Below are 18,283 nucleotides of genomic sequence, written 5' to 3'. Positions count from 1 at the left end.
GAAGTGATGGGTGCTCACCGCCGGCGCAGCAGTCGAGGGAGTGGGAATGTTCGAGAGGTTCACCGACCGCGCGAGGCGGGTGGTCGTCCTGGCCCAGGAAGAGGCCCGGATGCTCAACCACAACTACATCGGCACCGAGCACATCCTCCTGGGCCTGATCCACGAGGGTGAGGGTGTCGCCGCCAAGGCGCTCGAATCGTTGGGTATCGCGCTGGAAGGCGTCCGCCAGCAGGTCGAGGAGATCATCGGCCAGGGCCAGCAGGCGCCGAGCGGGCACATCCCGTTCACCCCGCGTGCCAAGAAGGTGCTCGAGCTGTCGCTGCGCGAGGCGCTGCAGCTCGGCCACAACTACATCGGCACCGAGCACATCCTGCTCGGCCTGATCCGCGAGGGCGAAGGCGTCGCCGCGCAGGTGCTCGTCAAGCTCGGCGCGGACCTCAACCGGGTGCGCCAGCAGGTGCTGCAGCTGCTGTCCGGCTACCAGGGCAAGGAGCCGGCCGAGGCCGGCGCCGGCCGTGGCGAGGGCACCCCGTCCTCCTCGCTCGTGCTCGACCAGTTCGGCCGCAACCTCACCCAGTCGGCGCGTGAGGGCAAGCTGGACCCGGTCATCGGGCGCGGCAAGGAGATCGAGCGGGTCATGCAGGTGCTGTCCCGCCGCACCAAGAACAACCCGGTGCTGATCGGCGAGCCCGGCGTCGGCAAGACCGCCGTCGTCGAGGGCCTGGCCCAGAACATCGTCAAGGGCGAGGTGCCCGAGACGCTGAAGGACAAGCAGCTCTACACGCTGGACCTGGGCTCCCTGGTCGCCGGCTCCCGCTACCGCGGTGACTTCGAAGAGCGCCTGAAGAAGGTGCTCAAGGAGATCAAGACCCGTGGCGACATCATCCTGTTCATCGACGAGCTGCACACGCTCGTCGGCGCGGGTGCCGCCGAGGGCGCGATCGACGCCGCGTCGATCCTCAAGCCGATGCTGGCCCGCGGCGAGCTGCAGACCATCGGCGCCACCACGCTCGAGGAGTACCGCAAGTACATCGAGAAGGACGCCGCGCTGGAGCGCCGCTTCCAGCCGATCCAGGTGGGCGAGCCGTCGCTCGAGCACACCATCGAGATCCTCAAGGGCCTGCGGGACCGCTACGAGGCGCACCACCGCGTGTCGATCACCGACTCCGCGCTGGTCGCCGCGGCCACCCTGGCCGACCGGTACATCAACGACCGGTTCCTGCCGGACAAGGCGATCGACCTGATCGACGAGGCCGGCGCCCGCATGCGCATCCGGCGCATGACGGCGCCGCCGGACCTGCGCGAGTTCGACGAGAAGATCGCCAAGGTGCGCCGCGACAAGGAGTCCGCGATCGACGCGCAGGACTTCGAGCGCGCCGCCCGGCTGCGTGACGAGGAGAAGAACCTCCTCGCGCAGAAGTCCGAGCGGGAGAAGCAGTGGAAGGACGGTGACCTGGACGTCGTCGCCGAGGTCGACGACGAGCAGATCGCCGAGGTCCTGGCCAACTGGACCGGCATCCCGGTGTTCAAGCTCACCGAGGAGGAGACCACGCGTCTGCTCCGCATGGAGGACGAGCTGCACAAGCGGATCATCGGCCAGGAGGACGCCGTCAAGGCCGTCTCCCAGGCGATCCGCCGCACCCGCGCCGGCCTGAAGGACCCGAAGCGCCCGTCCGGCTCGTTCATCTTCGCCGGCCCGTCCGGTGTCGGTAAGACCGAGCTGTCCAAGGCGCTGGCGGAGTTCCTGTTCGGCGAGGACGACGCGCTCATCCAGATCGACATGGGCGAGTTCCACGACCGCTACACCGCCTCGCGGCTGTTCGGTGCCCCTCCGGGGTACGTCGGCTACGAGGAGGGTGGCCAGCTGACCGAGAAGGTCCGCCGGAAGCCGTTCTCCGTGGTCCTGTTCGACGAGATCGAGAAGGCCCACCAGGAGATCTACAACACCCTCCTGCAGGTGCTGGAGGACGGCCGGCTCACCGACGGTCAGGGCCGCACGGTCGACTTCAAGAACACGGTGCTGATCTTCACCTCGAACCTGGGCACGTCGGACATCTCCAAGACCGTCAGCCTGGGCTTCTCTTCCGGTAACGACGAGGGATCGCGTTACGAGAAGATGAAGCAGAAGGTCAACGAGGAGATGAAGAAGCACTTCCGGCCCGAGTTCCTCAACCGGATCGACGACATCATCGTGTTCCACCAGCTCACCCAGGAGCAGATCATCGAGATGGTCGACCTGATGGTGACGCGGGTGGAGAAGCAGCTGAAGGCCAAGGACATGGCTCTCGAGCTGACCGACAAGGCGAAGGCGCTGCTGGCCAAGCGCGGCTTCGACCCGGTGCTCGGCGCCCGTCCGCTGCGCCGGACCATCCAGCGGGAGATCGAGGACCAGCTGTCCGAGAAGATCCTGTTCGGCGAGGTCGAGGCTGGTCAGATCGTGATCGTCGACGTCGAGGGCTGGAGCGGCAACCCGGAGGACCGCGACGACGAGGCGCGGTTCGTCTTCCGCGGCGAGCCGAAGCCGGCCGACGTCCCCGACGCCCCGCCGGTGAGCATCGGCGCGGGCACCCACGAGGACGACGCCGAAGGCGAGCGCTGACCGAGTAGACCGCTGAAGCGAGTGCCCCCAGGGACTGGTTCCCTGGGGGCACTTCACGTTTCCGGAGGGGCGGCGAAACACCGGAGTGGCCGGTGACGACTCACCTGGGGGCACTTCTCGTCCGAGACTCCCCGATAGTGTGATCGTGGGCGAGGGGAGGCTCATGAACGTCCTGTCGATCGACCTGGGTACGTCGAGCACGGTGGCCGTCCTGTCCGCTTTCGAGCGCGGGCCGCGCGTCATCGAGGTCGACGGGTCGGTGACGATGTCGTCCGCGATCTTCGCGGGCGAAGACGGCACGCTGGTCGTCGGGCAGGACGCGGAGCGCCGGGCGCGCCTCGACCCGGCCCGGTTCGAGCCCAACCCCAAGCGCCGCATCGACGACGCCACCCTCCTGCTCGGCGACACCGTCGTCGAGGTCACCGACGCCCTCGCCGCCGTCCTGCGCCGCGTGGCGGAGGAGGCCCACCGCCAGCTCGCCGGGCAGCCGCTCGACCAGGTCCGCCTCTCCCACCCCGCTCGGTGGGGCGCCACCCGGCAGCAACTCCTCCGCCAGGCCGCGACCAAGGCCGGCCTCGGCCCGAACCCGGTCCTCATCCCGGAACCGGTCGCCGCCGCGGCGCATTACGCCTCCCTCGGCCGCACCCTCGCACCCGGCAGCACCCTGGCCGTCTACGACCTCGGCGCCGGCACGTTCGACTGCGCCGTCGTCGGCGTCACCGACCGCGGCTTCACCGTGCTCGCCGACAACGGCCTGCCGGACCTCGGCAGCCTCGACATCGACCAGGCCCTCCTCGAACACGTCGGCCGCCAGGTCTCCCACACCGACCCGGCCCGGTGGCAGCGGATGCTGCGCCCGCGGAGCCTCGCCGACCGCCGCACCCGCCGCGCGCTCCTGCAGGACGTGCGCGAGGCCAAGGAGACCCTGTCCCGTCACGCGCACACCGAAGTGCCGATGCCGGAACCGTTCGGCGACGTGCTGGTCACCCGCGCCGAGCTGGAGGCCCTCGTCCGGCCCAACCTGCTGCGCAGCGCCGAGATGCTCGCCGCGACCATCCGCGACGCCGGCCGCACCCCGCAGCAGCTCACCGGTGTCTACCTGGTCGGTGGGCCGAGCCGGATGCCGCTGGTCGCGACCCTGCTCGCCGAGCAGCTCGGCGTCCTGCCGACCACCCAGGACCAGCCGGAGACCGCGGTCGCCTTCGGACTGCACCACGTCCCGGCCGGCCCACCGCCGACGCCACCCGCGACCCCCGCGATCGACGGCCGCACCGTCCCCGCCATGGCCCCGGCCACCACGCCCGCCGCCTGGCCGCCACCGCCGCCCCCGGCCAAACCCAAGGGCGTGCGCAAACCGCTGCTCATCGGCGCCGGCGTCGGGGTGCTGGTCGCCGCACTGGTGATCACCCTGCTGGCCGTCACCCGCGGCGGCTCTGGCGATCCGGTCGCGGCCGGGACCAGCGGAAACGCGGCCCAGGTCTCGACGCGACAGGTCGCCGGGAGCTGCTCGCCCGGCGGTGAGCCGGACGCCGACGGCTTCACGTCCTGCCTGCGCCGGCTCGCCGGCACGGTTCCGGACGTCGGGACGTGCGAGAGCGGTGGCGCCGGTTCGCCGATCCAGGAGGCGGGCGCCGAGAACGTGGTGACCTGCACGTTGCCCAGCGATTCCACCACCAGCGGCCGGTCCGTCATCTACTACGAGGGCCTGTCGTTCGACGTGCTGAAGCTGGGCATCGAGTCCCAGCTGGTCGATTCGGCCGGCGCGCTGGAAGGCACCTGGAACGGGGCGGGCCTGACCGGCAAGTACCTGGCGGGCACGATGACCGGAACGGGGATCATGGTGTTCGGCGCGGACGACGCGGAGATCTGCGGCCTGCTGGTCTGGGTCGACTTCGGCGCCGACAGCCCGACACCGCAGGACATGGTCGACTACTTCGAGCAGAGCCTCAAGCCCGGCGCCTGATCTGGAACAGTGGTAGCCGTGCGGGTGGCACTGCTCGGCCCGGTCCGGGCCCAGGCGGACGACGGCACGCCGATCGACATCGGCGGCCCGCGTCTGCGCATGCTCCTGGCCCGCCTGGCGCTGGACGCCGGCCGGACGGTCGGCGCCGACACGCTGATCGACGGCCTGTGGGGCGCCGAACCACCCACCGACGCGGCCAACGCGTTGCAGTCCCTGGTGTCCCGCCTGCGACGGGCGCTGGGCGGCGCGGGCACGATCGCGTCAGGTTCCGGCGGCTACACGCTCGACGCCGACGTGGACGCCCAGCGGTTCGAGGAGCTGGCCGCCCGTGGCCGTCGCGGCCTCGCCGCCGGACGGGCCGGCGAGGCCGCCGCGGTCCTCGGTGAAGCGCTCGCGCTGTGGCGCGGCGACGCGCTGGCCGACGTGCTCGACGCGCCGTTCGCGCCGGCCCCGGTCGCGCGGCTGGAGGAGCTGCGGATCGCCGCGGTGGAGGACCGCTTCGAGGCCGAATTGGCGCTCGGGCGGCACGCCGAGGTGCTGGCGGACCTGGACGCCGCCGGGGAGGCGCACCCGCTGCGGGAACGGTTGGCGTCGTTGCGGATGCTCGCCCTGGCCGCGAGCGGCCGCCAGGCCGACGCCCTCGCCGTGTTCGAACGGATCCGCGCCACGCTGGCCGAGGAGCTGGGCGTCGACCCGTCCGCCGAACTGCGCGACGCGCACCTGAAGGTCCTGCGCGGGGAGGTCGCGCCGCCGCGTGCCGAGCCCACGCTCCCGGTGCGGCTGACCAGTTTCGTCGGCCGGGAGCGGGAACTCGACCAGGTGGCGCGGGCGTTGTCGGCGTCCCGGCTGGTCACGCTGGTCGGGCCCGGCGGGGCGGGCAAGACCCGCCTGGCGACCGAAGCGGCGGAACGCCACCCGGCGCGCGCGTGGTTCGTCGCGCTCGCGGGCGTGCGCGACGCGGACGACGTGCCAGGCGCGATCCTGGGTGCGCTGGGGCCGCTGGACCTGCGGGTGACCAGCGCGCCGAAGGTTCCGGTGGACGCGATGTCGCAGATCGTGGCGCTGCTCGACGGCGGCGACGCGGTGCTGGTGCTGGACAACTGCGAGCACGTCGTCGACGCCGTGGCCGACGTGGCCTTCGAACTGCTGGCCCGCGTGCCCGGGCTGCGGATTCTGGCCACCAGCCGGGAACCGCTCGCGATCACCGGCGAGTCGCTGTGCCAGGTCGGCCCGCTCGAGGTTCCCGAGGCGGTGCGGTTGTTCACCGAACGGGCGGTCGCGGTGCGGCCGGGCTTCGTGCTCGACGAGTCCACTTCGGACGCTGTGGAGGAGATCTGCCGCAGCCTGGACGGGATGCCGCTCGCGCTGGAGCTGGCCGCCGCGCGGCTGCGGTCGATGACGGCGGACCAGATCGCGCGGCGCCTGGACGACCGCTTCCGGCTGCTGAACTCCGGCAGCCGCACCGCGATGCCGCGGCAGCGCACGCTGCGGGCCGTCGTCGAGTGGAGCTGGGACCTGCTGGAGAAGCCGGAGCGGATCCTGGCCCGGCGGCTGTCGGTGTTCCCCGGCGGCGCCACGGTGGCCTCGGCCGAAGCGGTCTGCGCCGACGAGCTGCTGCCGGCCGAGGACGTGCTGTACGTGCTCGGCTCACTCGTCGAGAAGTCCATTGTGGATGCCGGATCGACCGGCGGTGAGCCGCGGTACCGGATGCTGGAGACGATCCGCGCCTACGGCGCCGAGCGGCTCGCCGAGTCCGGCGAGCAGGACGACGTGGTGCGGCGGTTCACCGGGTTCTTCGCCGATCTGGCCGAGGAGAACGACCCGAAGCTGCGCGGCCACGATCAGGTACACGCGCTGGAGACCTTCGGCGCCGAGCACGACAACATCATGGCCGCGGTGCGGCGCGCCCTCGACGACCAGGACTCGGGCACCGCGGCGCGGCTGGTCCTCGCGACGCTCTGGTACTGGGTGATCCGCGGGTTCAACGCCGAACCGGCGCCGCTGCTGGAGGAGGTGCTGCGTCACGACGGCCTGCCGGACCACGCCCACGCGTGCCTGGCCGTGATGCACACCCTGATGACGAGCCTGCCGTTGGTGCGCCGCGACGATGTGCCGGAGCTGGCCGTCGAGTGCGTGCGCAGCGGCGCGGTGGAGCGGTACCCGATGCTGGCGCTGGCCCTGCCGATGACCTGTTTCCTGGGCGGGCACCGGGACCTCGCCGAGCGGGAGGTGCAACGCGTGCTGCGGGGCTCGGACCCGTGGATGATCGCGTGCGCGAGCTGGGCCGAGGGGTTCCTGGCCGACCAGGACGGCGATCTGGACCGCAGCGGACGAGCCCGGGACCGTGGGCTGGCCGGGTTCCGCGAGTGCGGGGACCGCTGGGGCACCTCGATGACGGTCGCGATGCAGGCGGAGGCGCATTCGCTGCGTGGCGACCACTCCGCGGCCATCGCCGGGTTCGAGGAGGGCCTGCGGATGGCCCGCGAACTGTCCTCGGCGGACGACGTGGTGCAGCAGCTGACCCGGCTGGCGGAAGAGCGGCTCCGGGCCGGGGACGCCGAGTCGGCCTGGCGGGACATCGCCGAGGCCGAGCGGCTGGCGGGGGACAAGGTCGACCGCCGGGCGATGGTGGCGCTGCGGAAGTTCGACATGGCCCGGCGGTGCGGTGAGCTGGAGGTGGCGCGCGCCGAGCACGCGTGGCTGACCGCGAACGCCGCGCGTGTCCCGTTCCCGGTCGACATGGCGGGTGAGCTGGTCGCGACCACCGGAGCCTCGCTGCTCGTCACCGAGGGGCGGCCCGCGGAGGCGTGGCCGCTGCTGCCGGGCCCGCTGCGCTCGGCGAGCGAGCGCAGGGACCTGCCGGACGTGGCGAAGACGGTCGTCGTGGTCGCCCGGGCGTTCCACGCGGAGGGCGACGCCGAACGCGCCGCGTGGGCGCTCGGCCTGAGCGCGGCCATCCGCGGCGTCTTCGACGCCGGCGACCCGGAACTGCGCGCGGTGATCGATTCCCTGCGGGAGAGCCTCGGCGCCGACGCCTACGAGGAGGCCTACCAGCGGGGCGCGCGGCTCACCGGCCCGCGGGCGATCGCCGCGATCAAGTCCGCGGTCGCCGATCGAGTCCGGTGACCGGGTCTCCGCCGACCCCCATCGGCGGAGACCCGGCTCGTCAGGCCACCCGGCGCCGGTAGGCGCGCATCGCCAGCGGGAAGAACACCGCGACGATCCCCGCCATCCAGGCGAGCGCTCCCAGCAGCGGGCCGGTGACCGGGCCGCCGTTGAGCAGGCCGCGCATCGCTCCGGTGAGGAGGCTGACCGGGCTGACCTCCGACCACGCCCGCAGCCAGCCGGGCATCGTGTCGGACGGGACGAACACGTTGCTGCCGAAGGTGATCGGCATCATGATCGCGACCATCACGCCCTGCACGGCTCCCGGACTGCGCATCAGCATCCCGACGAACACCGCGATCCAGCAGAAGCACAGCCCGGCCAGCAGCATCAGCGCGACGCCCACCAGCAGCGAGCCCGGATCGGTGTGCAGCCGGTAACCCATGATCGTGCCGGCGACCAGCAGCACGACCAGCGCCACCGCGTACCGCACGACGTCCGACACCACGGCGCCGATCAGCGGCGCGGACCGGGCGATCGGCATGGCGCGGAACCGGTCGAACACGCCCTTGGTGACGTCGGTGTTGAGCGAGGTCCCGGTCGCCATGCTCGCGAACACCGTGTTCTGCACCATCAGGCCGGGCACCAGGACCTGCAGGTAGGCGCTCGTGCTGCCGGCGATCGCGCCGCCGAACAGGAAGCCGAACATGAGCAGGAACAGGATCGGCTGCAGCGTCACGTCGGCCAGCTGCTCGGGGTTCTTGCGGATCTTCAGCACGCCCCGCCAGGCCAGGGTGAACCCGTCCTGCAGGGCCTTGCCCGGGCTGATGCGCCGGGGCAGGTCGAGCGTGGTCACACCAGGCTCCCTTCACGTGTGGTTTCTTCGGCCGGCTTGCCGGTCAGCGCCAGGAAGACCTCGTCGAGGCTGGGCAGGCGCAGCGCCAGTTCGTCGGCAGTGATGCCGGCTTCGTCCAGTTTGCGGACCAAAGTGGACATCAGGACCGGATCGCCCACGGGTGCGGTCAACAACCCGACATCCGTGTCGCGAGCCGGCTCGAACCCGGTCAGATCGGTCAAAATCCGCGCCACCGCGTCGAAATCGGCCCGCGAGGTCGGCCGGACCTGCACGGTCTGCCCGCCCACGCGGCGCTTCAGCTCGTCCGGGCGGCCCTCCGCGACGACCCGCCCGTGGTCGATCACCGTGATCGTGTCCGCGAGCTGGTCGGCCTCGTCCAGGTACTGCGTGGTCAGCAGCACGGTCGCGCCGTCGTCGACGAGCCGCCGCACCACCTGCCACACCTCGTTGCGCGCGTGCGGGTCCAGCCCGGTGGTCGGCTCGTCGAGGTAGAGCAGCTTGGGGTGGCCGACCAGGCTCGCGGCCAGGTCCAGCCGCCGCCGCATGCCACCCGAGTACGTCTTCGCGGCGCGGCCGGCGGCGTCGGACAGCTCGAACTGCTCCAGCAACTCCGCCGCGCGCGCCTTCGCCTCAGCCCGGCCGAGCCCGAGCAACCGGCCCAGCAGCACCAGGTTCTCGGTGCCGGACAGGTCCTCGTCGACCGACGCGTACTGGCCGGTCAGGCCGATCAGCCCGCGCACCCGCACCGCGTCGCGCACGACGTCGTAGCCGCCGACCGTCGCGTGACCGGCGTCCGGCCGCAGCAGCGTCGCCAGTATCCGCACCGTGGTGGTCTTGCCCGCGCCGTTGGGGCCGAGCACGCCGACCACCTTGCCGGTCGGCACCTCGAGGTCGACCCCGTTCAGCGCGGTGGTGTTCCCGAACCGTTTCACCAGGCCCTCAGCCTGGATCGCCAAGGTCATGACATCCTCCTCCTGTGTCGGAACCGACTCTTCCGGGGGAACCTGACAGCGCGCGCACAGACGACTGTCAGCCGCTGCCGAGGCGTGACAGGAAAACTGGACGCGTGGTGTTCTTCGCCGTTCTCGCCGCGGTTTTCGTGGTGTTCGCCGCGATGCGCCTGTTCGGCGTCGACGGCGGGCGGTTGACCGCGTCGCTGATCGCGTTGACGCCGTACTGGATCGTGTGCGGCCTGCTGCTCGCGGTTCTCACCCTCGCGCTCCGGCACTGGTGGATCGGCGGGATCGTGCTGGTGCTCGCACTCGTGCTGGGCGGGGTGGTGGTGCCGCGCGCGTTTTCCTCGGCACAGCCCCAGGTGCACGGGCGGACGCTGCACGTGATGTCGTCGAACATGTACTACGGCGAAGCCGATCCGCAGACCCTCGTGCGGCTGGTGCGCGAAAACCAGGTCGACGTGCTGAACCTGCTGGAGCTGACGCCGCAGGCGGTGACGGCGCTGGAGGCGGCCGGGCTGTTCGAGTTGCTGCCGCACCGGGTGCTGGAGCCGGGGCGGCGTGGCGCCGGGTCAGGGCTGCTGTCGCGGTATCCGGTCACCGAGCTGTCCCTGGCCGGGCCGTCGATCTTCGCGCAGCCGAGCGCGCGCGTGGACCTCGGCGGCGGGGTGTCGGTGGAGGTGGTGGCGGTGCACCCGACCGCGCCGGTCGCCGACGCGGGGGCGTGGAAGTCGGAGATCGCCGGTCTGCCGCACCCCGATCCGGACGGCCCGGTGCGCATCCTCGCGGGTGACTTCAACGCCACGCTCGACCACGGGACGCTGCGGGACCTGATCGCGACCGGTTACGCGGACGCGGGCAACGCCACCGGCGAGGGCTTCACCTCGACCTGGCCCTCGAAGCTGTTCCCGCCCCCGGTCGCGATCGACCACGTCCTGGTCGACCAGCGCGCCGCCGTCACGGCCTACCGCGTGTTCCCGATGCCGAACTCCGACCACAAGGCCGTGTTCGCGTCGATCACGCTCCCGTGAGCTGGGCGTGCCGGACGAACCGCGCCACGTCCGGCGAGGTCGCGGTGGCCGCCCACACGACGTGCAGCTCGCTGGGTGACAGCCCGTGCACCGGCACCACGCTGATGCCGGTGAGCGGCAGTTCCGGCAGCAGGGTCCGGGGCACGAACCCGATCGCCTGACCGAGCCGGACCGCGCTCGCGTACTCGGCTCCGTTGCGCACCAGCGGCCCGGGTCGCCAATCGTGCGCGACCCGGTCGGTGCCGGTCCAGAACGCCGTTTCGGCCGGCGGCATGTCGACCCACCGCGGGAACGCCTCGCCCGCCAGTTCGGCCCGGTCGATCGAGTCCCGGCCGGCCAGCGGGTGCGACCGCGGCAGCAGGGCGACCCGCTCGTCGATCCGCACCGGATCGCTGTCCAGGCCCGGGTTCTCGAACGGGACGCGCAGCAGACCCACGTCGGCCGCCCCGGCGCGCAGCTCGTCCGCCTGGACCCGCCAGTCCGCGACGGTCGCGACGGCGTGCGGTTCGTACTGCGCGTTGTAGGAGTCGACGAGCGCCTGCAGCGTGGCCACGTCACAGGCCCGCGCGGTCACCCGCAGCCTCGGGCCGCCCTGACCGAACCGCGCCACCCGGGCGATCGCCGCGCGGGCGTACTCGTCGATCCCGCGCGCGTCCTCGGCGAGCATCCGCCCGGCGGCGGTCAGCTCCGCGCCCTGGTGCCCGCGCGCGAACAGCGCGGTCCCGACACCGTCTTCGAGTGCCCGGATCGCGCGCGACAGCGCCGGTTGCGTCATGCCGAGGCGCTGCGCGGCCGCGGTGAAGGTGCCCTCGCTGGCGACGGCCAGGAAATACCGCAGGTGCTTCAGATCCACTCCGACAGGCTGCCATGCCGGGCGGGCATGGACCCATGTCCGCGCGGCTTTGGACGGATTCCCGCCACTGCGCTGAGCTGAACGGCATGACACAGAAGGCAATCGTGACCGCGGGCACCAGGGGACTCGGCTTCGAGGTGGCCCGCCAACTGGCCCGACTGGACCACGACGTGGTGATCGTCGGACGCGACCCGGAACACGGCGCGGCGGCCGCACGGGCGATCGGCGGCCGGTTCGTCCAGGCCGACCTCTCGGTGCTGGCCGAGGTTCGCGCGCTCGGCGAGCGGCTCGCCGCGGAGGGACCGTGGCAGTTGCTGGTGAACAACGTCGGCGGCATGTGGTCGAAGCGCTGGGAGACGGCCGACGGCATCGAGGCGAGCTTCGCGCTGAACCACCTCTCGCCGCTGGTGCTGACCGAGGCGCTGCTGGACTCGCTGCGCGCCGGCGCCCCGAGCCGGATCGTCGACGTCACCTCATCCTCCATCCAGGCCGCGCTGACGCTGGGAACCCCGTCGTACGCCGAGGTCGAGCCCGGCGAGTACTACGGAATGGCGGCTTCGGGGCGCGCGAAGCTCGCGCACCTGGCGTACAACCGCGAGCTGGCCGAGCGGCTGCGCGGCAGCGGGGTCGCGGTCCACGCGGCCGACCCGGGCCCGGCCGCGACGCCGAACGCCGCCGAGATGACCCCGGAGATCCTGCCGCCCGCCCTGCGCCCGCAGTGGGAGCAGATCCGGCAGGCGGTGCGGCGCCCGGTGGCGGAGGCGGCCCGGTCGGTCGTGCTCGCGGCGACTGAGCCGTCACTGGCGAGCGGCGTGGTCCTGGACCCGGAGGGCAAGCCGTCGGAGGAGTTGACCGGTGCGCTCACCGACGACCTGGTGGCGGCCGCCGGTGACCTGACCGAACGCGTCCTGAAGCAGTAGCGGCGCGTACCGGATCCGGCCGTTCGGGGGGCGTGACGGCCGGATCCGGTATGCCGGACGACTGCGAGGAGCACGGTGGCGCCCGTGCGACCGCAGCCGTCTGGTTAGAGGGGCCGACGGCCCGAACGGGACGCGTGGAACCCTCACGTTCACCGGATCGAGTGGTCCGGTCCGTAGTCCTTGACCGAGTACGACGCCACGACCTGCGCGAACTCCGCCACTCCGGTCTCGACCAGGACCTCGGCCGCCGCGCTCGCGTCCTCGGCCTCGCCGGACTGGGCGCGGCGCTCACGCAGGTTGACCACCGCCATCTCCTGGTTCGCACGGGCGTAGTCCCGCAACTCCTTCTCGTACGCCGCGAACGCCGCCCGGTGGTCGCCACCGGCCGCGGCCAGCTCGCCGGCCAGCACGTACGCCCCGATCAGCGCCATGCTGGTGCCCTGCCCGGACATCGGCGAACCGCAGTAGCCGGCGTCGCCGACCAGGACGACCCGGCCACGCGACCACGAGTCCAGGTGGATCTGGGCCGCGGAGTCGAAGTAGAAGTCCGTGGCCGCCCGCCCGTACTCGACCAGCCGCGGCATCTCCCAACTGTCCCCGGCCAGCGCCCTGGCCACGATCTCCTTCTGGCCCGCGACGTCCCGGTGGTCGTAGTCCACCGGCTCCGGGGTGTCGAACATCAGGTACGCCCGCGCCTCGGTGTTGTCCCGCGCGCTCATCACCATCGCGCCGCGCATGCCGCCGTCCGGCATCTGGTGCATGACCTGCCAGTGGTCCAGGCCGAGGAAATTCGGCACGGTGCACACGGCCATGCTGATGCCCAGGTGCCGGATGAACCGCTCGGTCGGCCCGAAGACCAGGCGGCGCGTGTTCGAGTGCAGCCCGTCCGCGCCGGCCACCAGGTCGAACGTGCGCTCCAGCCCGGACTCGAACACCACGCGGACCTCGTCGGCATCCTGTTCCAGCGCGGCGATCGAGTCGCCGAACAGGTACTCGACGTCGCCGCTCGTGGCGTCGGTGATGATCCGCGCGAGGTCGTCGCGCAGGATCTCGACGTCCGGGCTGTCCAGGTCGCCGCCGCTGACCGTGCGTTCCTCGGTGCGGTAGATCTCGGTGCCGTCGGCGTCCACCACCGACATCCCGCGCATGCCGGTGCTGTGGGCGCGCAGCGCGTCCAGGATGCCCATGCGCTCGGCGACGTCCAGCGCCGGCCCGCGGACGTCGATCGCCTGCCCGCCGGGCCGCGGGGCGGGTGCCCGCTCCACGACCGTCACGGCGTAGCCGTAGCGGGTGAGCCAGTGCGCGAGGGCGGGCCCGGCGATGCTGGCGCCGGAGATGAGGATCTTGGTGTTGGTCATGCCGTCACCGTGCCGGGCGCCGCTTACCGGCCGCTGACCGTCGGCTGTCAGCGATCGAGCAAGGCGGTCAGCGCGGGCAGCGCGGCGTGGGGGAGCGACACCCCGCGGCCGTGCCGGACCTCCGGTTCGCGCGGGTTGATGCGGATCAACGCGCCGGTCGCGGCGGAGGCCAGTTCGGCGTAGCGGCGCACGGTGGGCACCGCCCGCCCGGCGCCCACCTCGACGACGACCGCGTCCCGGTTCGCGCGCCGCCACTCGTCGAGCGCGCGCATCTGCGCGTCCGTGCGGGCGGACAGCCAGTCGAAGTCGCCGAACATCAGGATGTTCGGCCGCGCCAGGCCGCCGCAGTTCGGGCAGGACGGCAGCGGCGGGCGGGCCCGCATGGTCGATTCGTCGACGTCGGGGGAGAACTCCGCGGGCCAGATGTCCGGGCCGCACGGAACGGTGCACTGCAGGTGGTGGATCGAGCCGTGTGCCTCGGCGACCAGGCCGAACCCGGCCCGCTGGAACTGGCCGTCCACATTGGATGTGAACACCGCGACGCCGCCGGGCAGCCGGGAGCCGTGCCGCAGCAGCAACCCGAACCCGGCGTGCGGTTCGGTGCGGCGGTACATCTCGAGCCGGTGCCCGTAGAAACCCCAGGCCAGCTCGGGATCCTCGGCGAAGTGACGAGGGTCGGCGATTTCGGCGAAGCTCAGCCCGAGCCGCGCGTACGGCGGATAGGCCCGCCAGAACCCCTCGTTCCCGCGGAAGTCCGGGAGCCCGGAGTCGACGCCCATGCCGGCGCCCGCGCACACGAGGAGCGCGGACGCGCCGGCGAGCATCTCGGCGGCCCCGGCCAGGCCGTCGTCGGACATCAGTCGAGCGGGACGACCTCGAACTCCAGCAGGTTCGCCCCGCTGGCGACCGGCCGCGAGCTCTGGCCGGCGTGCGCCTCCTTGGCCGGGCCGCCCGCCCAGGCCTGGTAGGCCTCCTCGGACTCCCACTTCGTGTAGACGAAGTAGCGGTTCTCGCCGGCGACCGGGCGCAGCAGCTCGAAGCCGAGGAACCCGGGCTGCCCGTCCACCGAGTGGGCCCGGTTCGCGAACCGCTTCTCCAGCTCGGGGCCGGCGCCCTCGGGGACCTCGATCGCATTGATCTTCACGACTGCCATGACCTCAGCCTACCCAGCCCGCGTCGCTGTGCTCGAGACCGCGCAGGCGGCGGACCCGGTCGCTGCTCGGCAGCTGATTCAATGGGCGCCGTGAGCGTCGTGGACTTCGGTGGCGAGGGCCGTCCGATCGTGTTGCTGCACGGGCTGATGGGCCGGGCGCGCACGTGGTGGCGGGTGGCCCAGTGGCTGCGCCGGTACGGGCACGTCGTGGGCCTGGACGCGCGCGGGCACGGGCGCGGGCCGCGGGGCGGGCCGTGGACGACGGAACGGTTCGTCGCCGACGCCGCCGAGGTGGTGCGGTCGCTGGGCGAGCCGGCCGTGGTGATCGGGCACTCGATGGGCGGGCTGCACGCGTGGGCGCTGGCGGCCGCCGAGCCGGAACTCGTGCACGCTGTGGTGGTCGAGGACATGGCGCCGGACCAGCGCGGCAAGACGGTCGAGACGTGGCGCGGGTACTTCGAGTCGTGGCCGGTGCCGTTCCAGTCGCTCGCGCACGTGCGGGAGTTCTTCGGCGAGACGGGCGAGTACTTCACCGAATGCGTGGAGGAACGCGCCGACGGCTATCACCTGATCGCGTCGCTGGACGATCTGTACGAGATCGCCGCGGAGTGGGGGCGGCGGGAGTACTGGTCGCTCGTCGAGGCCGTGAAGTGCCCGATGCTGGTCGTGGAGGCCGAGCACACGTTGATGCCGCCCGGGCAGCAGGCGGAAATGGCGCGGCGGGCCCAGCGGGGCCGGCACGTGGTGGTCCCCGGGGCGGGGCACGTCGTGCACGACTCGCAGCCGGAGATCTACCGGGGCGCGGTCGAGGCGTTCCTGTCGGAGGTTCTGGGGCGCTGATCTACCGGTGCTCGCCCGGCAGTGCGAACCGGCCGTCCGCGGTCTGCTCCACCAGGCCGTCCACCAGCAGCGAGTCCAGGCAGCGGTCCCGCTGGCCGGTGTCCGACCAGACCACGTCCAGGCTCGCCTTCCACACCGGCTCCGGCGTGCCACGCAGGACGTCCAGCAGCAGGCCGCGCACGTGGCGGTCCGTGCCAGCGTACTTCTGAGTCGCCTTGGCAGGGCCGTTGTACGCCGGGCGGCCGGCCTTCTGCCAGGCGCAATCCGCATACACCGGGCAGTCCGCGCAACGCGGCGACCGCGCGGTGCACACCACCGCGCCCAGCTCCATCAGCGCCGCCGAGAACCGCGCCGCCCTGGCCTCGTCGTGCGGCAGGATCGCCGAAACGTCGGCCATGTCGCGGGTGTTCGACGGCGGGCCCGCATCGCCCGCGCCGTGCACCGCCCGCGCCACCACGCGCCGCACGTTCGTGTCGACCACCGGCGCCCGCTTGCCGTAGGCGAACGCCGCCACCGCCCGCGCCGTGTACGCCCCGATGCCGGGCAACGACAACAGCGTGTCCACATCGGACGGCACCACGTCGCCGTGCTCCGTGGCGATCGCCGTGGCCGCCGCGTGCAGGCGCAGCGCCCGCCGCGGGTAGCCGAGCTTGCCCCACGCCCGCAGCACCTCGCCCTGGCTCGCCGCGGCCAGCGCGGACGGCACCGGCCACCGCGCCAGCCACTCGTGCCAGATCGGCTCGACCCGCGCGACCGGCGTCTGCTGCAGCATGATCTCGCTGACCAGCACACCCCACGCGGTGCACTCCGGTCGCCGCCACGGCAGGTCCCGGGCGCACGAGTCGAACCAGTCGATCAGCAGTTCGGAGTCGATGGGCACGCGCCCAGGTTAGTTGTCCGAAACCTCGGAGATCTTGCCGGTGTGCACGTCGTAGACGAACCCGCGCACCTTGTCCGTGTGGGGCAGGTACGGGCTGCGGCGCACCCGGCGCACCGACCGGCGCACGCTGTCCTCGACGTCGCGGAACGCCTCGACCGACCAGGTCGGCCGCACGCCGCACTCCGACTCCAGCTCGTCCTTGAAGTCGTCCTCGGTGACCGACGAGACGCCGCACGCGGTGTGCTGCATGATCAGCACCTCTTCGGTGCCGAGCTTCCGCTGCGACAGCGCGAGCGAGCGGATCACGTCGTCGGTGACCACGCCGCCGGCGTTGCGCAGCACGTGCACCTCGCCCTCGCCGAGCCCGAACACGTCACCGACGCGGATGCGGGCGTCCATGCAGGTCAGGATTGCGACCTTGAGGCCGGGCCGGGCGTCCGAGCGGTCGCCGACGGTCTCGGGGTGGTCCTGGTTGCGCTGGAGCAGGGTGTCGATCGCGGTCAAGAAAGCCTCCCGGGAGATTGTCCGGATTCATTCCACCGGACCCATCAACGCCCCGCAATGAGACAGATCACGGCCCGAACCAGTGCTGCTCCATCGTGCGCGGCGGGGCGGACGTCGTGCCGATCCGCAGCTGCGTGTTGAGCGTGATGATCCGTGGTTTGACGTGGTCGCCGGAGGACAGCAGCAGCTTGCCCGCCGCGCGGCCCTTCTCCAGCACCGGCTGGTGCACGGTGGTCAGACCGGCGCGCTCCGCCTCGGCGATGCCGTCGAACCCGGTCACCGTCAGGTCGGCGGGCACCCGCAGGCCGCGCCGGTTCGCCTCGGCCAGCGCGCCGAGCGCGAGGATGTCCGAGGTGCAGATCAGGGCGGTCACCTGGGGATGCGCGTCGAGCAGGTGGCGGGCCGCGGCGGCGCCGTCGTCCACGGTGTGCTCGAACCGCTCCACCACCGGCACGGTCGACCAGTCGACACCGACCTTCGCGAACGCCTTCGCCAGCGCCTCCAGCCGGGCGCGCTGCACGTGGAAGTGCGCGCTCTGCTGCCGGTCCAGGTAGGCGAACCCGTCGTTGCGGTCGCGCGCCAGCCGCATGCACAGCACGCCGACCTGCCGGTGCCCGAGCTGGATGATGTGCTCGGCGAGCGCGGTGACGGCCGTCGTGTCGTCCGGGCCGACCCGGTCGACACCCTCGATGCGCGGCTGGTCGATGATCACCGTCGGTACCGGGCGGGCCAGCACGGCGCCCAGGTGCGGGTCGTCGTCCGGCACCGAGTAGACGACGAAACCGTCCACACCGGCGCGGTGCACCGCGGCCACGTCGTCGCGGCCGGGGCTGGCCGGCACCAGGTGCAGCCCGACGCCGGCGTCCTCGCAGGCCAGCGCGAGGCCCTCGAGCACGCCGATCGCGGCCGGGTCGCGGAAGGCGTAGGACAGGTTCTCGGTGAGCAGCAGGCCGACGGCGCCCGCCTTGCGGGTGCGCAGCGACCGCGCCACCGGGTCGGGGCCGGGGTAGCCGAGGCGGCGGGCGGTTTCCAGCACGCGCTTGCGCAGTTCGGGTGACAGCTGGTCCGGGCGGTTGTAGGCGTTGGACACGGTGGTCCGAGACACGCCGAGCTCCGCGGCCAGCGACGCCAACGTCGCCTGTCGCCTCATGCGCATAGGACGCCCCATGAGGGAACCGTAACGGTTCAGAACGAAGTCGTGAAGTCGGACGCCGTCCGTGCGGCGTGTGCCACTGCGCAACGTCACGTTCAAACGGGAGTAACCGAGC

The 18,283-nt window shown here is 72.3% G+C and carries 14 protein-coding genes and 1 pseudogene; 6 read left to right on the top strand and 9 right to left on the bottom strand.

Translation table 11 applies throughout. From position 1 onward, the window contains the following. Nucleotides 1–46: 46 nt before the first annotated feature. The 3 genes from IE290_RS20100 to IE290_RS20090 all read left to right on the top strand — a co-directional run bounded on the left by IE290_RS20100 (nucleotide 47) and on the right by IE290_RS20090 (nucleotide 7,688). Nucleotides 47–2,599, top strand: a complete 2,553-nt coding sequence (locus IE290_RS20100) for an ATP-dependent Clp protease ATP-binding subunit (RefSeq protein WP_020417084.1) — start codon at nucleotides 47–49, stop codon at nucleotides 2,597–2,599. Between the two features lie 163 nt (nucleotides 2,600–2,762). Continuing rightward, nucleotides 2,763–4,562 (top strand): Hsp70 family protein, encoded by a 1,800-nt coding sequence (locus IE290_RS20095; RefSeq protein WP_191246342.1) that lies wholly within the window; start codon nucleotides 2,763–2,765, stop codon nucleotides 4,560–4,562. 18 nt (nucleotides 4,563–4,580) lie between these two features. After that, a complete protein-coding gene (locus IE290_RS20090) occupies nucleotides 4,581–7,688 on the top strand; it encodes an AfsR/SARP family transcriptional regulator (protein ID WP_191246146.1) in 3,108 nt (1,035 codons plus the stop codon). 40 nt (nucleotides 7,689–7,728) lie between these two features. Here the strand turns inward: IE290_RS20090 and IE290_RS20085 are convergent, their stop codons facing one another. Continuing rightward, complete coding sequence (locus IE290_RS20085; RefSeq protein ID WP_191246145.1) at nucleotides 7,729–8,523, bottom strand: ABC transporter permease; 795 nt, start codon at nucleotides 8,521–8,523, stop codon at nucleotides 7,729–7,731. Then, nucleotides 8,520–9,485 (bottom strand): ATP-binding cassette domain-containing protein, encoded by a 966-nt coding sequence (locus IE290_RS20080; protein ID WP_191246144.1) that lies wholly within the window; start codon nucleotides 9,483–9,485, stop codon nucleotides 8,520–8,522. The genes IE290_RS20085 and IE290_RS20080 overlap by 4 nt, the downstream gene beginning before the upstream one ends. A 104-nt stretch (nucleotides 9,486–9,589) precedes the next feature. On the opposite strand from IE290_RS20080, the gene IE290_RS20075 reads away from it, so the two are divergent. Beyond that, a complete protein-coding gene (locus tag IE290_RS20075; RefSeq protein ID WP_191246143.1) occupies nucleotides 9,590–10,507 on the top strand; it encodes an endonuclease/exonuclease/phosphatase family protein in 918 nt (305 codons plus the stop codon). On the opposite strand, the gene IE290_RS20070 is transcribed toward IE290_RS20075, so the two are convergent. Then, entirely contained in the window at nucleotides 10,494–11,360 is an 867-nt protein-coding gene (locus IE290_RS20070; protein ID WP_191246142.1) for a LysR family transcriptional regulator, read from the bottom strand. The genes IE290_RS20075 and IE290_RS20070 overlap by 14 nt on opposite strands. Nucleotides 11,361–11,446: 86 nt before the next feature. Between IE290_RS20070 and IE290_RS20065 the strand changes: the two genes are divergently transcribed. Next, complete coding sequence (locus tag IE290_RS20065) at nucleotides 11,447–12,280, top strand: SDR family NAD(P)-dependent oxidoreductase (RefSeq protein ID WP_191246141.1); 834 nt, start codon at nucleotides 11,447–11,449, stop codon at nucleotides 12,278–12,280. Nucleotides 12,281–12,495: 215 nt separating this feature from the next. Here IE290_RS20065 and IE290_RS20060 read toward each other — a convergent pair. The 3 genes and pseudogenes from IE290_RS20060 to IE290_RS20050 form a co-directional block, all read right to left on the bottom strand. Continuing rightward, nucleotides 12,496–13,638: pseudogene (locus tag IE290_RS20060) on the bottom strand (FAD-dependent monooxygenase); the annotation flags it as partial. A 47-nt stretch (nucleotides 13,639–13,685) separates the two neighbouring features. After that, nucleotides 13,686–14,495, bottom strand: a complete 810-nt coding sequence (locus tag IE290_RS20055) for an SIR2 family NAD-dependent protein deacylase (RefSeq protein WP_191246139.1) — start codon at nucleotides 14,493–14,495, stop codon at nucleotides 13,686–13,688. Next, complete coding sequence (locus tag IE290_RS20050; protein ID WP_191246138.1) at nucleotides 14,495–14,791, bottom strand: antibiotic biosynthesis monooxygenase family protein; 297 nt, start codon at nucleotides 14,789–14,791, stop codon at nucleotides 14,495–14,497. The genes IE290_RS20055 and IE290_RS20050 overlap by 1 nt, the downstream gene beginning before the upstream one ends. 81 nt (nucleotides 14,792–14,872) lie before the next feature. Here IE290_RS20050 and IE290_RS20045 point away from each other — a divergent pair, with 81 nt between their 5' ends. After that, complete coding sequence (locus tag IE290_RS20045; protein WP_191246137.1) at nucleotides 14,873–15,631, top strand: alpha/beta fold hydrolase; 759 nt, start codon at nucleotides 14,873–14,875, stop codon at nucleotides 15,629–15,631. Nucleotide 15,632: 1 nt separating this feature from the next. Here the strand turns inward: IE290_RS20045 and IE290_RS20040 are convergent, their stop codons facing one another. The 3 genes from IE290_RS20040 to IE290_RS20030 form a co-directional block, all read right to left on the bottom strand. Then, nucleotides 15,633–16,511 carry an iron-sulfur binding domain-containing protein gene (locus IE290_RS20040; protein WP_191246136.1) on the bottom strand — a complete coding sequence of 293 codons (879 nt, stop codon included), beginning with the start codon at nucleotides 16,509–16,511 and terminating at the stop codon, nucleotides 15,633–15,635. Nucleotides 16,512–16,520: 9 nt separating this feature from the next. Continuing rightward, nucleotides 16,521–17,015: a beta-class carbonic anhydrase gene (locus IE290_RS20035; protein WP_191246135.1), complete on the bottom strand. Its 495-nt coding sequence runs from the start codon at nucleotides 17,013–17,015 to the stop codon at nucleotides 16,521–16,523. Between the two features lie 67 nt (nucleotides 17,016–17,082). Further along, nucleotides 17,083–18,183 carry a LacI family DNA-binding transcriptional regulator gene (locus tag IE290_RS20030; RefSeq protein WP_027935726.1) on the bottom strand — a complete coding sequence of 367 codons (1,101 nt, stop codon included), beginning with the start codon at nucleotides 18,181–18,183 and terminating at the stop codon, nucleotides 17,083–17,085. Nucleotides 18,184–18,283 lie beyond the last annotated feature (100 nt).

The organism is Amycolatopsis deserti, from assembly GCF_014653945.1.
Taxonomy (GTDB): Bacteria; Actinomycetota; Actinomycetes; order Mycobacteriales; family Pseudonocardiaceae; genus Amycolatopsis_E; species Amycolatopsis_E deserti.
Note: the sequence above shows the minus strand (reverse complement) of the source record. Positions and strands in the feature narration are given on the sequence as shown.